General features: G+C 47.1%; 10 protein-coding genes. 3 read left to right on the top strand and 7 right to left on the bottom strand.

What is annotated here, in order from left to right; all coding sequences use genetic code 11:
- The first annotated feature begins 2 nt into the window (after positions 1 to 2).
- Complete coding sequence (locus M2137_RS11355) at positions 3 to 1,850, top strand: hypothetical protein (protein WP_280766561.1); 1,848 nt, start codon at positions 3 to 5, stop codon at positions 1,848 to 1,850.
- Between the two features lie 1,261 nt (positions 1,851 to 3,111).
- Here M2137_RS11355 and M2137_RS11350 read toward each other — a convergent pair.
- Positions 3,112 to 5,466, bottom strand: coding sequence for a BamA/TamA family outer membrane protein (locus tag M2137_RS11350; RefSeq protein WP_280766560.1), 2,355 nt, complete (start codon positions 5,464 to 5,466; stop codon positions 3,112 to 3,114).
- Between the two features lie 77 nt (positions 5,467 to 5,543).
- Here M2137_RS11350 and M2137_RS11345 point away from each other — a divergent pair, with 77 nt between their 5' ends.
- Complete coding sequence (locus tag M2137_RS11345; RefSeq protein ID WP_280766559.1) at positions 5,544 to 6,302, top strand: RNA methyltransferase; 759 nt, start codon at positions 5,544 to 5,546, stop codon at positions 6,300 to 6,302.
- Here M2137_RS11345 and M2137_RS11340 read toward each other — a convergent pair.
- From M2137_RS11340 to M2137_RS11315, 6 genes are all read right to left on the bottom strand, one after another.
- The gene (locus tag M2137_RS11340; RefSeq protein WP_280766558.1) at positions 6,234 to 6,554 is read right to left on the bottom strand and encodes a hypothetical protein; all 321 of its coding nucleotides are present in this window, start codon (positions 6,552 to 6,554) and stop codon (positions 6,234 to 6,236) included. The two genes, M2137_RS11345 and M2137_RS11340, sit on opposite strands and share 69 nt — an antisense overlap.
- Before the next feature lie 10 nt (positions 6,555 to 6,564).
- Positions 6,565 to 7,410: a DUF4296 domain-containing protein gene (locus M2137_RS11335; RefSeq protein ID WP_280766557.1), complete on the bottom strand. Its 846-nt coding sequence runs from the start codon at positions 7,408 to 7,410 to the stop codon at positions 6,565 to 6,567.
- Complete coding sequence (locus tag M2137_RS11330; RefSeq protein WP_280766600.1) at positions 7,400 to 8,029, bottom strand: lipoprotein signal peptidase; 630 nt, start codon at positions 8,027 to 8,029, stop codon at positions 7,400 to 7,402. Before M2137_RS11330 ends, M2137_RS11335 begins: the two co-directional genes overlap by 11 nt.
- A 115-nt stretch (positions 8,030 to 8,144) precedes the next feature.
- A complete protein-coding gene (locus tag M2137_RS11325; RefSeq protein WP_280766556.1) occupies positions 8,145 to 8,525 on the bottom strand; it encodes a TraR/DksA C4-type zinc finger protein in 381 nt (126 codons plus the stop codon).
- A gap of 112 nt (positions 8,526 to 8,637) precedes the next feature.
- Positions 8,638 to 12,057: an isoleucine--tRNA ligase gene (ileS, locus tag M2137_RS11320; protein ID WP_280766555.1), complete on the bottom strand. Its 3,420-nt coding sequence runs from the start codon at positions 12,055 to 12,057 to the stop codon at positions 8,638 to 8,640.
- 143 nt (positions 12,058 to 12,200) lie between these two features.
- Positions 12,201 to 13,307, bottom strand: coding sequence for a 6-bladed beta-propeller (locus M2137_RS11315; RefSeq protein ID WP_280766554.1), 1,107 nt, complete (start codon positions 13,305 to 13,307; stop codon positions 12,201 to 12,203).
- 1,208 nt (positions 13,308 to 14,515) lie between these two features.
- Here M2137_RS11315 and M2137_RS11310 point away from each other — a divergent pair.
- Complete coding sequence (locus M2137_RS11310) at positions 14,516 to 15,343, top strand: ABC transporter ATP-binding protein (RefSeq protein ID WP_280766553.1); 828 nt, start codon at positions 14,516 to 14,518, stop codon at positions 15,341 to 15,343.
- The last annotated feature ends 9 nt before the right edge of the window (positions 15,344 to 15,352 follow it).

Raw genomic sequence — 15,352 nt, 5'->3', positions numbered from 1 at the left:
TAATGAAGACAAACCTATATATACGGAAAATATGGATGGCTATCCTTGCTTTGTGTGCCTTGTCGTGCGCGCAAGAAGAAGGTATCTATAAGAATAATGAAAAAGGGAAACCGGAAAACAACCCTTCTGCCCGTTATTCCTTCATCGTGTCCGGAGGACGCAGCCAGACAAAAGGGGAAATGCCCGATACGCGTGCCACGTTGAATCTGGATACGTATGAGTATTGGTGGGACAAGGGAGATCAAGTGGTTATGTCTGTCACGAAGGTGAATGAGCCAGTAAATATTGTTTCAGGCTTCAAAAATATGGAGCTGACAGCAATGAATCTGGAGCCTGCCCTGCGTACCACTTTTCTAACTGATCTTGTTCAAGTCCAATACCAAAACTTAATGGATGCGGGAACCCATTTCGACTTTTACTCTTTCTTTCCCCATAACATCAATGGCCTGGCTTCTGCTTCTTTCCCTTCTACCCTGCAATTCACGATGCTGAGTTCCTACACCATCGCGTCCAATACATTTGTACCGGCGAAGTATGCACCCATGGTTGCTGTTGTAAAGAATGAAGAACCGGAGATATTTTTCCCCGAAGGCGATGTAGACCCTGTTTATCAGTTGGGCGGACTGCATTTCGACTACGAGCATATCCTCTCCTATGCAGCCATCGAGATGGATGTACGGCTTATGCCGGATGCCGTCACTTCTATTACCATGACGGTTGGAAGCAGCACAAGCGATGCAACCCGTATCAATGGCACTATGCAGTACAATCCGCTGGATAGCACCTATACACTTTCAGGAGGTTCCAACAGCGTGACTGTCAATATATCGGATGGCGGCCTTACCGCAGGCGATGGAAGCGCAGTGTATATCCCTATGCCCGTGAAAGATCTATCCGGACAAACATTAACATTCACATTCACTACGGCCTCCTCCAGTAATGCTTACAAAACATTATACACCACCTCCGGAGTAAACTTCGAAAGAGGCAAGATTCACCGGATCCGTCTGGCTCCCGCGGCACAATATGCAGCAGGTACAAGTTTTACGGTTTCTAAATCCGGCTACTACTATATCGAAGCCTGGGGAGGTGATGGAGGTAAAGGCGGAAAAGGAGAGAGGTCTTCGAACACTCAAAGAGATGGAGGAAAAGCGATAAAAGCGTCCGGGTTATATAAATTAGAGAAAGATACACCATTGTTTATATATGTAGGTTCAGCCGGAGCTAGTATGGCTTCTGGTGATCAAGGATCTGGAACCGGGGCAAATGGAGGAACCAATAATTGGAGTTATGGGAATGGAGGAAAAGGTGGTGATGCCAGTGGAGGTTGGGTAGGCCTTTCAGGCTATAACTATGCCGGAGCAGGAGGAGGAGGCGGAGCAGCTACATTCGTGCTTTCATCTAACGCATTGAGCGGAACATTAATTTGCTCCGGCGGTGCAGCAGGCAGTGGTGGTGGTAGTGGAAATTCAACAGGTACCGGCAGCAGCGGTGGCATGGGAGGTGATGGTAATGCCGACAATGGGGATAATGCCTCTAATAGTGGAGGAGCCGGAGCTACAACAGCGAGTAGCGACACTAATGGTAGTGCAGGAGCTAATGGTGAGACCGGAAGTGGGGTTGCCGCGTGGGGCGGAGCCGGTGGCGGCGGTGGCGGTGGATACCTATACGGAGGAAATGGCGGAGCAAGAGGAAAAGCTGGTGGAGGATCAAACTCCAGAGGCGGCGGCGGTGGCAAAGGTGGCCAGAATTATGTCGCTACTCAAGCGCCCAACCCCGGCCTCACCCTTCCAACCAATACAACACGGCCATCTTCCAACGGATATGTTGTTATCACCTACTTCCGATAAGCAAAGACAAAGGGCTGCCCTCCATTAAAACTCAGATTTTTACGTTTCTCTTCTTCTTGCCTTAAAGGAAGAAAAGTGACCTCTTGTAACTATTCTGCGATTGCTATTGATCTTCCAATCTGGGAAAATGTGAAGGTTTTTTAGTAACAAAATAGTATCCAAATTTCTCCTCCTTAGCAAAGGAGGAGTACCCCGAGGTACGAGGGGGGAGGTGGTTTGGTGTAACTCTATATATGTTATGTTGTTGACAAATATATAAATGATCAAACCACCTCCCCCTCTCTTCGTTCGGGTACTCCTCCTTTGCTAAGGAGGAGAAATTTTGTCACCAAAAATTGTCAATAACACGATCTTCCAATCCTTCCCTTTTTGAAGATTTCCAAAATATCATTTTGCTTTACGCTGCGCTAAGCGAATCGAAGATCGGCCTTAGCCAAATATCATTTTGCTTTGCACTTCGCTTCGCTCGTTAAGCGATTATCAAATTGCTTTACGCTGCGCTAAGCGAATCGAAGATCGGCCTTAGCCAAATATCATTTTGTCAAAAACGCGGGACTTTTTTTCCGAACCGGCAGGGCTTTTTTTACAAACTCCCGGGAGAAACACTTTTTAACGTATGGATTTGTAAGCAAAACGGCCGTTTTGCTTACAATCGATATTTTAACATTTCCTTTATAATTAAATAACTCCAGGATCCCTTCTGATCTGACTTTAGGTATATCCGATCCTCAAAAGAGGTTTTTTCAATAGGTAAATATGCATTTATGTGCAATACAATATGCCATACGATCATCAGTATTTTGCGTGCAATAGCAATAAGCGCTTTTTGAGCCGGCATCCTTCGATGCATATAGGATGTATATTTGGCTCCAAACCATGTGTCTTTAGTCCGTATAGCTCCCCCCCGCTGTCAATGGCTTTCCGACTCTTGAAGGAGGAACGACCAACATCGCTTATTCACTCCATCAAGAGAACTTTCCGAAAGGATCGTTCGTTGTTGTTACTGAAAGAATGGAAGAATTGGAAGAAGAAGAGGATAATCGAAGCTACCCCTATTTAATTTACAACGTACCGGAAAACAACCTTTCCGCCCGTTATTCCTTCATCGTGTCTGTGTGGCTCCCGCGGCACAATATGCAGCAGGTACAAGTTTTCTCTTCTTACCTTACTGGAAGAGAAATTGGTTCTTGTCGCTGTTTAGCTACACCGATTCCCCAGAAGAGAATAGGGGAAGGGGAAAGGGATAGTTAGGAGGAAATGATCAGAACGGATAACCCACAGCAAAGTGCCAGGCAAAGTCTTTGCTGAGTTTTGGATGCAGGAGGGGCCACTGGCGATCGCCGCGTTCTTGCGGGTTGTAGGCTTTCATTCCCGTGTCTAAACGCACTAAGAAGAAGTCGAAGTCGAGTCGAAGCCCCAAGCCGTAAGAGACGGCTATCTCTTTGTAGAAACGTTTGAATTCAAAATTACCATTCGGCTGGTCTTCGTATTTGCGAATAGTCCATATATTTCCGGCATCGATATAGGAGGCCAGTTCAAACTTCCAGAACAGTTTGGTGCGGTATTCCAGGTTGAGATCGAGACGTATATCCCCCACCTGCAAAGCAAAATTGGTCGCCGATGTGCGTGGCATACTTCCCGGCCCCAGGGTACGCACCGACCAACCGCGCACGCTGTTAGCTCCTCCGGAGAAATAACGTCTCTCGAAAGGCATCATCTCGGCATTGCCATACGGGATGGCGGCTCCTACTCCCACATGAAAGGCCAGGCGGTTGCGGTTGTCGAGGATAATTCCCTTGCTGAAATCGACATCTCCCTTCACAAATTGAGAATAATTGATACCAAGCAGTTTATAACGGCCGTTTTTGTCCTTGTCGGCATTCAAAAGAGAAGATAGGCCGTACAATATATTACCGGCTGCTTCGAAAGAGATACGCAATGAATGGGTATTGCGCATACGGTTCTGCGGCGTATAGCTGTTGAACGAGTAGGTATAGCCGGAGGAAACGATAAACTGATCAGAATAATTATACAACACCATGGAAGCCGGCAGGGAATCGATAAAAGAGCTCTGCACACGCGAGAGGAAAACATAATCGACATCCAACAGTTTGAAGGTATGGCGCGCCAGTGCATTGCTCCTATCCTGCCAGATATAGTTCCAGCCTCCCGACACGATCGCCCGTTCATACTCCGGACGCCTCTGGTTGTTATAACTGACCCTCAATTCTGTCGAAGCACGCAGCTTACGTTTGAAATCATGACTGATGAACGGAAAGAGGAAGCTGGGAAAACGGATGGAGGCCTCTCCTCCATACTCCCAATAGCTGTCGAGTCCACTGCCCCGGTTGCCCGAAAGCGATTCGTACGCACCGCGGATACGGGCAGTAAACACTTCGGCACCCTTGAAGAGGTTGCGATGTTGATAGCTGAGACTGGAGGCAAAGCCCAGGTCACCGGCATTATGCGTTCCTTCCAGGTCGACCCCGAAACTCTGCGGTTTGGCCGGTGATGTCAGGATGGTGGCATGCAATTTCAGGGTATCGTTCTCTTCAAATTCCTCAAAGCGGATATTGGTATTCTTCAAGGCATGCAAGGAAGAGAAGGCGGAATAGGTCTGCTCGACCTGTCGCTCGTTATAGATCTGGCCGGGCACTAAGTAGGTGGCATTGCGCAAAACACCGGGGCGGATGCTCTTGCCCGAAATACCATAACGTATATGTATGTTACCGTTTGTCACCGAATCGGTCTGCGTGAAGCGCGAATCGGCATCGAGATCCAGGGCGTTATAGTCGGTCAGGATCGTGACATCCTGGATATAAAACGGGCGGTGAAGCGTATCGACGTATGTCCCGTCGGGTTGATACCGTCTGAATGGGCGCAACACCATGCCCATATCCACCACATTTTGTTGGAAAGAGCTATCGGCCCAATAGGCCAGGTGATCGCGGTTGAAGGCATAGTAGCCATGCCGCCTGAAGAGGGTGGTCAGGCGTTGGCGCTCCTGGTCGAGCAGATCGCGGTCGAAAAGGGCACCCTCTTTGACCAAAGGGGTAAGGCCCTCCGGTGCGGAGCGGAAGGCTGCGGACAAGCGCGAGCGGTGTTGTGGCTGCAAATGGGCAATGCTATCGACGCGCGGATCGTCGAGCTCCATATTGTACTGGCGAATGCGATACGGATCGTTGGATGTGATATGATAGGTAACGGTTGCCTTTTTATGGCGGGACGTATCGACAGAAGCATTTACCTCTGCGTTGATATAGCCTTTATTGTAAAGGAAACGGCTCAGTTCGTCCGCCGACTGTTCGACCAAAGTAGTATCCAGCAATACAGGTTTTTCACCGATTCGACGGAGTTGTTTGTTGACCCAGTTCTTATCGTTGCGGCCAGACCAGTTGTAGACATAAAGCTGCCATCTGACCAATCCGAAGAGCTTAAAATTGGGTTGTTGTCGAAGGTAGGGCTTGAGGTCGGTCGGTTTGTAGTCGGGATTGTCGGAATCGATCTGCACCTTGTCAAGCAGATATTCTCCTTCGCTCACAAATTTAGTAGAGCTACAGGAAGCTAAAACAGCTGCAAATATCAAGCAACAAAGTAAACGCACCAAACCTTTCATCCTTTCTTTGCTTTTAGAAAGCAAAAGTACTGAAATTAAATAATTTCATCTACTTTTGCTGCGTAAAACAGGCAAATATGATAAGCAAAAACAGGGTTAAACAGATCAAATCGTTAGAAAAGAAAAAGCAACGGAACGAGTCGGGGCTTTTTCTGGCCGAAGGAAACAAACTGGTGGCCGACATGTTGCCTGCTTTCGAAGCGGAACTTATCCTTGCCAAATCATCCTGGCTGGCGACGCAGGGTGACCTGCCCGCCCGCGAATTACTTGACGCTGATGAAGAGGATATCCGCAAAGCGAGCCTGTTGAAGAACCCGCAGGATGTGATTGCTGTTTTCCGGCAACCCGACTGGTCGATCGAAGCGGTCGATACGGCCGGTCAGTTGGTACTGGCCTTGGATGGGGTGCAGGATCCCGGCAACTTAGGCACGATCATTCGCATAGCCGATTGGTTTGGCCTGGAGTCGATTGTGTGCAGTCCTGACACGGCGGATGTGTTTAATCCCAAAGTGGTGCAGGCTACCATGGGGGCGCTTGCCCGTGTCAAGGTGGTTTATACCGATCTGGTCGAATGGCTTACGCAGCAAAAGGAGAAGAATATACCGCTATATGGTACATTGTTGGATGGAGAGAATATCTACACCAAGGAGCTTACCGAAACAGGTATCCTTATTATGGGCAATGAAGGGAATGGCATTTCTCCTGAGATAGAGGCCTTGGTGAACGAAAAACTATTTATCCCCAGCTTTCCTGCCGGCAGAGACACCTCAGAGTCGCTCAATGTGGCAACGGCAACGGCCATCGTATGCGCCGAGTTTCGCCGCCGAAGCCTCTAAACCGGTTAGACGGATCACCTGAACCGGATCACCTATCCGGAGATTCTCCGTGGCACTTTCCCATTCGTCCGGATGGAAATTTTCTTTTAAATCGATAGGAACAGGGATTAATACCCCGTCGAAGAAGGCGGTACCGGCTATCTCTTCACATAAAGGATACACACCGCGGAAGCATCCCCGCTCGTCAATTTCCAGGTAATGTAAAGTGTAGACATGGCGATACCAGATAAAATGGGAGGCTATCCGACGCATGAGAGAGGGGTTATTCGGTCGATTCGGCTTCGCCCCACTGGGTTTCAAAAGTGGTGCCGTAGTTATAACGCGTAAGCTTCAGCCCGTCAATATAAATCTTATGATAGGCAGAGTCGTTATTGTTCAGCCAGACATATCCGTAAACACGTTGCACCTGGCGGGTAGGCATAGAGGATAAGGCCAGTTCGTAGTAGCCGTCCTTTTCGATTGTTGCCTGCTCGGTCAGGATCGTATCACGCTGCACCACACTGATACGCAGTTCCGGATGGGAACGCATATCGTCCGGCATACCCCAAACGCGCATACCCAACACAAAGGAGCTGCCCGAAGCATAGTTCTGCTCCGGCTTGATATCGAAAGTAACCCCATTGAACAAGGCTTTAGGTTGGAATACCATAAAGCTGCGGCGAGGCCAGATGTTGACCGAGTCACGGTTCGAGGTAGGAGCAGCATCTGCCTGTATATCACCCAGATCACGGATACGCCGGTTGACATCTGCCAACATACGATCGTACATCTTCATATAGATATCGAGGTTTTTCCCGTACCAAACCAGCGAACTATCATACACCGCCTGCGTAATCTTATGCTTACGGAAGACCGATTCGTATAAGGCAATTTTAGCCGTATCGTTCGAGAAATCTTTATAGTTTATATTGGTTAGGGCATCGGCAATCATCATATCCGTTTGCACCCGCTGCATCTCTTTCTCCGAGAGAATACCGCTCGGTGCCTTGCTACAAGCCAGCCCTAAAAAGAAAAAAGACAATACAAAGAGACACCCACCTCCACTTTTCAGGTGTGAAAGCAGGGTTTTCTGAAAAAAATGAAAGAGTATGTGTTGCTTATTCCACATCCTTTTTTTCTTCTTTCGACAAACTTACCGACAGGGTATGCCGGTAAAACAAGAGTAAGATAAAGACTCCGACGCAAATGGCCGAGTCTGCCAGATTAAAGATCGGACGGAAGAAGACAAACTCCTTGCCTCCCCAGATAGGCATCCAATCGGGCCAGGTCGTTTCAATCAACGGGAAATAGAACATATCGACCACTTTTCCATGCAACCAGGTATCATATCCGCCGCCTTCCGGGAAGAGTGTCGCCACCTGTCCGTAGCTATGATCAAAGATCACTCCGTAGAAAACAGAGTCGACAATATTACCAATCGCTCCGGCAAAGATAAGGGCTATTGTCGCGATAAAGCCCATTTTAAAATCTTTCTTTACCAGTGTGTACAGGTAATAGCCAATGAATCCCACCGCTACGATCCGGAACAGGGAGAGGAATAATTTACTCATCACCTCCATCCCAAATGCCATGCCCGGGTTCTCCGTGAAGTAGATATAGAACCACGATGTGATCCGGATGCTCTCATGCAGCTCCATGTGAGTCTTTACCCAGATCTTCAACGCCTGGTCAAGCAGAAGGAGCAGCATTACAATAAACACTGCTCCCCATCCTTTATGTGTATTGATAAAAGTTCCTGTTGAATTTTTCATTAATTATCTCAATTACGACAAATCTTCCTTGCCAATTGCCTTACCCGCTAAACGAACGGTCTGCCAATTATCAATTTTCAATTATCAATTTTCACTTTGCTCCACCCTGCTTTGCCTCAATACTCAATGTGGCATGCGGCACCGCACGCAGGCGTTCTTTCGGGATCAGCTTACCGGTTTCACGGCAAACACCATAGGTTTTGTTTTCAATACGGATCAAAGCGGCCTGCAGATTCTGGATAAACTTCATCTGACGCTGTGCCAAACGGCCTGCCTCCTCTTTCGACAAGGTGGCGGCTCCCTCTTCCAATACTTTGAAAGTAGGCGAAGTATCTGACACATCATTGCCGTCGGAATTGGTTACTCCCGAGCGCAACAATTCATAATCTTTCTTCGCTTTCTCCAACTTTTCTAATATAATGGCGCGAAACTCCTCGAGTTCAGCATCCGAATATCTTGTTTTCTCTGCCATGGTTCTACTGTTTTCGGTTCAACAATTAATTTTCTTCTCTATATGCAATACTTGTTTACTATATACAAATATAATTCTATTTTCGAGACTCTCTATACCCAAGCGGTATTTATTATACCTTTTCTATCCGAACAGACAGTTGGAAGTCTTCAAAATCGAGTTCGATAGCGTCACTGATCACATCAACAACCTCGATCGATTCGGCCAATACCTGATTGGAAATATAATCGCCAAATGCCTGAACAGCCGCATCCATCTCTTCGGATGAGAGCAGAGTCACCTGAATCTTGTCCGTAATATCAAAGCCACTACTCTTACGCAGGTTCTGAATACGGTTCACTAATTCGCGTGCCAAGCCCTCTTTACGCAGGTCTTCCGTAATGGTGATATCGAGCGCGACGGTCAAACGGCCTTCATTGGCCACCAGCCATCCGGGGATATCTTCGGAGATGATTTCCACATCCGCCAACTCCAGGGTTGCCTCCTGTCCTTCGACGGGTAAGGTAAACGCGCCTTTGGCTTCAAACAGGTTGATATCATCCTGCGTCATCGCCTGAATAGCCGCCGCAAGACTCTTCATAATCTTTCCGTAACGCGGTCCCAGTTTCTTGAAGTCCGGCTTGATCTTCTTCACCAGAATACCAGCCGCATTGTCAACAAACTGCATCTCTTTCACGTTCACCTCATTGAGGATAAGCGCTTTTACGGCTTCGATATGTTCTTGTTGGGTCGCATCCAATACCGGAACCATAATGGTTTGGAGCGGCTGACGCACCTTGATATTCACTTTACGACGCAAGGCCAATATCATAGAAGAGATATCCTGTGCCATCTGCATACGTTCTTCGAGTACTTTGTCGATTTTCGCCTCGTCGTAAGCCGGAAAATCAGCCAGATGCACTGATTCTACCTTCTCGCGTCCGGTAACGCCCACGAGGTCGAGGAATAATTGGTCGCCATAGAACGGAGCAATCGGAGCCATCAGTTTAGCCACTGTTTCCAGACAGCTATATAGCGTCTGATAGGCCGACAATTTATCTTCCGTCATGCCTCCACCCCAGAAACGGCGACGGTTCAGACGCACATACCAGTTGCTCAGGTGATCGTTGACAAAGGTTGAAATAGCCCGTCCGGCACGTGTCGGCTCGTATGTGTCATAATAGCCATCGACATCCTTCACCAGCGAATTCAACAAAGAGAGGATCCAACGGTCGATCTCCGGCCGTTTTTCCCAGGCTACATCGGCTTCGGAGTAGTCGAATCCGTCCACATTGGCATAAAGGGCGAAGAAAGAGTAGGTATTGTAAAGCGTACCGAAGAACTTACGGCGCACCTCGTCCATTCCTTCCGCGTCGAATTTCAGATTGTCCCAAGGCGAGGCATTGGTAATCATATACCAACGCAACGGATCGGATCCATGCTTTTCGATTGTATCGAACGGATCCACCGCATTGCCCAGGCGTTTCGACATCTTATTGCCATTCTTATCGAGCACCAGTCCGTTGGACACCACCGCTTTGAAAGCTACGCTGTCGAATATCATCGTGCCCAGTGCATGCAAGGTAAAGAACCAACCGCGTGTCTGGTCGACCCCTTCGGCAATAAAGTCGGCAGGGTAAACGGTTTTATTATCGAGAATCTCTTTATTTTCAAACGGATAATGAATCTGTGCATAAGGCATAGCGCCCGAATCAAACCACACGTCGATCAGGTCTGCCTCACGTTTCATCGGTTTGCCACTGGTTGAAACTAATACGATCTCATCCACATACGGACGATGCAGATCGATCCGTTTATAGTTTTCTTCCGAGTAATCACCGGGGGTAAAGTCTGCAAACGGATTATTTTCCATGATACCCGCATCGATCGACTTCCGAATCTCTTCCATCAGTTCGGCTACCGAGCCGATACAGATCTCTTCCAATCCGTCTTCCGTGCGCCAGATCGGCAGCGGAGTACCCCAATAACGGCTGCGGCTCAGGTTCCAGTCCTGCAGGTTTTCCAGCCATTTACCGAAGCGCCCTGTTCCGGTGCTCTGCGGTTTCCAGTTGATCGTGTTGTTGAGTTCGATCATCCGGTCGCGACAGGCCGTGGTGCGAATAAACCAGCTATCCAGCGGATAGTATAACACCGGCTTATCCGTACGCCAGCAGTGCGGATAATTGTGCACCTGCTTTTCGATACGGAACACACGGTTCTGCACCTTCAGCATCATGCAAAGACGTACATCCAGTGTTTCGTCTTTTTCGGTCAGGTTTTTATCAAACGCGTTCTTTACGAAACTTCCCGCAAACGGGTCGTAGTCAGCCGCGTTCATATGTTTTTGTACAAAGATAGGATCCAGGTCTTCCAGGCGGTAATACTTTCCGGTCTGATCGACCATGGGGCGCATCACCTTCTCTCTGTCGAGCATCATAAGGGGAGGCACACCGTTGGCTTTCGCCACCCGGTCGTCGTCGGCACCAAAGGTGGGCGCTATATGTACGATACCCGTACCGTCTTCGGTCGTCACAAAGTCACCGGTGATCACGCGGAAAGCCCCTTCGCCCGGATTCACCCAGGGGATCAGTTGCTCATAACGCATGCCGGCCAATTCGGAACCTTTCCATTCGCCTACTACCTTGAAAGGGACCAGTTTGTCGCCCTGCTTGTAGTCTTCCAATGCCAGATCGGCTGCCTTCTCACTGAAATAAGCAGGCACCAGGTCTTTAGCCAGTACGGCCGTGATCGGCATACCCGTATAGGGATTGTAAGACTGAACAGCCACGTAGGTAATGTTCGGCCCAACGCAAAGCGCCGTATTGGAGGCCAATGTCCAGGGAGTCGTTGTCCAGGCCAGGAAGAAAGGATCGCCAAACTGCGTCATCTCAGGCTTAGGATCCTGAATATAGAATTGCGCCGTACAGGTCGTATCTTTCACATCCCGGTAACATCCCGGCTGATTCAATTCGTGTGTGCTCAACCCCGTCCCGGCAGCCGGAGAATAGGGCTGAATGGTATATCCTTTATATAAAAGTCCTTTTTGGTAAAGCTCCTTCAATAGGAACCACAACGTCTCGATGTATTTGCTCTCATAGGTGATATACGGGTCATCCATATCCACCCAGTAGCCCATCTTCTCCGTCAGGTCTTCCCATTCTTTGGTGTATTTCATCACATCCTTCCGGCAGGCGGCGTTGTAGTCGGCCACCGAAATCTTTTTACCGATATCCTCTTTGGTTATCCCTAATGCCTTTTCCACACTCAGCTCCACAGGCAACCCATGGGTATCCCAACCCGCTTTGCGTTTCACCTCGAAACCCTTCATGGTCTTGTAGCGGCAGAATATATCTTTGATTGAGCGTGCGATCACATGGTGAATACCCGGCATACCATTGGCTGAAGGAGGCCCTTCATAAAACACAAACGACGGCTTGCCTTCGCGTATCTGAAGGCTTTTATGGAAGATGTCGCCATCCTGCCACTTTTTCAGCACTTCTTTATTCACACCCGACAGGTCAAACTTCGAATATTCGGTAAACTTCTTATTCATCTTTTCTTCAAACTTTATGACTCACATTAAAAATTGCGCAAAGGTACTCATATTATTCGACAATGAAAAGACAGAAAGCAAAGGAATTCATATAATTCCCATAAGAAATGCAGGCCTTATAACAAGCCTGTATTCACCGCCCCTTACAACAGTTCTTTCAGATTTATACTGACAATAGAAGGGTTTTCTTCGGGATTACCCAACGCTTCTTCCTGTTCCAGGATGTAACCGATAAAGTAAAGATCATCATCGTCTGTCAGAAACTGAGGGAAGAATAGATAGGACTCTTCCGACAGATGTTTGACCTGTTTGATTAACAGACTTGTATTGTTTTCCTTTTTAATGATCCAATGGTAAAAGAAGGGAATCGGATCCTCTTTGGTTTTTTCGGAGATAAGGAGATAGACGTAGTTGTCGTTCTCGTAAAACCCTCTTATGGTGGCGTAATGTGTATTATTCAGTTTGTCTAACACCGACATAGGATCTTCCTGGTGTATGAAAGCGGGCAGTGATAAGGAGCCGAAGTCAACAGTGAATCGTTCCGTCAACTGCCCGTTTGCGATATGGTACAGTTTGTTATTGAAAGTCTCCCTAAAGGTAGTTGTTCCACATTTTGAAAAATTATTTTCTATCATAGGGAATAATTGTGACTCTTCATATAAATACTTTTCGACCGTTCCTGTCCGGAAATTCCGTTTAAACAACTTATAGGGACTATACATGCTGTTGTTGCCGATATAGAACCAATAACAATCATCCTGTTCGTCTTTTACAAAAGTACTGGCCGGCAAATCATGATCGATCGATTGCTGATAAGCACCATCAGGCTTGTATTGTTTTATTTTTACATCTGTCAATATATTGATCAGCTTTTCTTTTTCATCATACAAGACATCCGAACATAAAACATATTCCGCCGGGCCTTCTCCTATGGCTCCAATGGCATTTACAAAATGCCCCTTTTTGTCGAACCGGAGAACCGGAGCCGGCTGGTTGGGGGTGTAAATATAAAAATGAGTTTCGTCCTGAAATAAAGAGGGATATCCGGCAACTAAAGATTCGTCTGAAACCTCTAATGTTACTACCTTTTTCTTTTCAAAGAAAGGCGTGTCGTAAATAGAAACAAACTTTTTGGGATTGAATTTCAGCGTTGTCACTGCCGCGCTGTCGGTTTTGCCACCCTGCGAAGTATTCGCTTTTTTGCAAGAGAACAGGGCTAACACAAAAAGAATGAATAAAACTTTTTTCATAACTATTGAACTATTACGCTGTGATTAAAATAATCTTCCGCATGGATGCCATGAAAGAAGATGGAATAATGTCTCTATTTAGCGAGTGAAAATAGGTATAAATTCTTTCAAGAAAAAGAATGTCGGAGGATTTATCTGTAAACTTATATGGAGGAGGTATTACACGAAGTAAAGGAGATGGGAGGATGGGAGAATGGGAGGATGGGAATAGGGAAAAGGGAGAAAGGAGAAGGGAGAAAGGAATTAGTGATTAGTGGTTAGTTGGGGCGAAACAGGAAAGGGTATTCAAATATTGTAATATGTGAAGGTGGATAGTGCAACCGGAACGGTTGTATATCTTTGTAGGCCGTTGCTTTAGCATCGGTATTAATGCATTGAATTCCATTATATGCGTGCCGCAGGTACGCGATCTGTGATGATGGCATACCTGCGGCACGCCCGGTTTGGATTTGGGACATATATACCGATGCTAAAGCAACGGCCTACAAAGATGATGTCCCTCCCGGGACATCTGCGGAGATCTTCCAATTATGTAATATGTAAAGATTTTTCATTCTTTATGCGAGGCTTGCCGAGCTATCAATTGCCGTCGGTTTCAACCGACGGTTAGAGAAGGCAAAATGAAATGGCTTTAGCCAAATGTGTAATATGTTTTGGCTAAAGCCATGAAGAAAAACATCCTTGATCCGTCGGTTGAAACCGACGGCAATTGATAGCTCGGCAAGCCTCGCATAAAGAGATGACATCTTTACATCCTATCCAATTTAACGATCTCACCGTTCATTTTCGCACTCCACCCTCTCGAAATGTTAAAATACGGATTGTAAGCAAAACGCCCGTTTTACTTACAATCCCATACGTTAAAAAGTGTTTCTCCCGGGAGTTTGTCTCCGAACTCCCGCTTTTTTGCGCGCAAACTCCCGCCGAAATTACAAATCGTAAATTCGGGGTTTCGCCGAAAACGGGCAAATTAACATATATTCACATTATTGTAAAGTGACAAAATCATTATATACCGGTGGGGATTCAATTTGACATATTATCATAGTCGCCTTTATATTTATGTATTGTCAAATGGGCGTTTGAAAGGGTGTTTGTTCTTTTTTTTGCTTTCCGGATCGAAAAAAATAGAAAAATACTTGTTTGTCTTGAAAAAAGACTTACATTTGCGGTGTACTAATGAACTAATACACTAAAAATTTAAAAATATGATTCAATTAAAAGAGGTAAGCTTTGCTTACAAAAGAAACACTCCGGTGCTTGACAAGTTAAACCTGAAAATGACTCCAGGGCATATTTACGGCCTATTGGGCAAAAACGGAGAGGGGAAGACAACGTTGTTGCATGTGTTGTGTGGGTTGTTGTTTCCGCAACAGGGCGATTGCCGTGTGATGGGTTATGTGCCGAAAGAAAGGGCGGTCGGATTTCTACAGCAAATCTATCTGTTGCCGGAAGAGGTGAGTTTGCCGGATGTCACGATCGTGGAATATGGTCGTATGTATGCGCCCTTCTTTCCCGATTTCCGGAAAGATATATGGGATACCTGTATCGAATCGTTTGAAATAGAGACCGATAGGCGGATGTCGAAGATGTCGCTGGGGCAACGCAAAAAGGCGGCTATCACGCTGGCACTGGCTGCTCATACCCCTTTGTTGTTGATGGATGAACCGACCAACGGTTTGGATATTCCGTCGAAAGCCGTTTTCCGCCGCCTGGTGGCATCGAGTATGAACGATGAGCAGACGGTGATCATCTCCACACATCAGGTGCGCGACCTGGAGAGTCTGATCGATTCGGTCTTGATTATGGAGCGGCGGCGTATTCTTCTGAACAGCTCCTTAGACGAAGTTTCGAAGCGTTTGTTCTTCCGTCCGGTCACTGCCGACGACAACGTGTTCTACACGGAACAGACACCAATGGGCACCATGGGCGTAGGCGAAAATGTCTTGAATGAAGAGACGCCTGTTTCCTTGGAACTCCTGTTTCAGGCTGTCACACAACAGCCGAAAGAAATCAATCGAATATTCACCCGTTAAACGGAAGCG

Source organism: Parabacteroides sp. PFB2-10, assembly GCF_029893085.1.
Taxonomy (GTDB): domain Bacteria; phylum Bacteroidota; class Bacteroidia; order Bacteroidales; family Tannerellaceae; genus QVMG01.
This window is presented reverse-complemented; position numbering and strand designations above follow the sequence as displayed.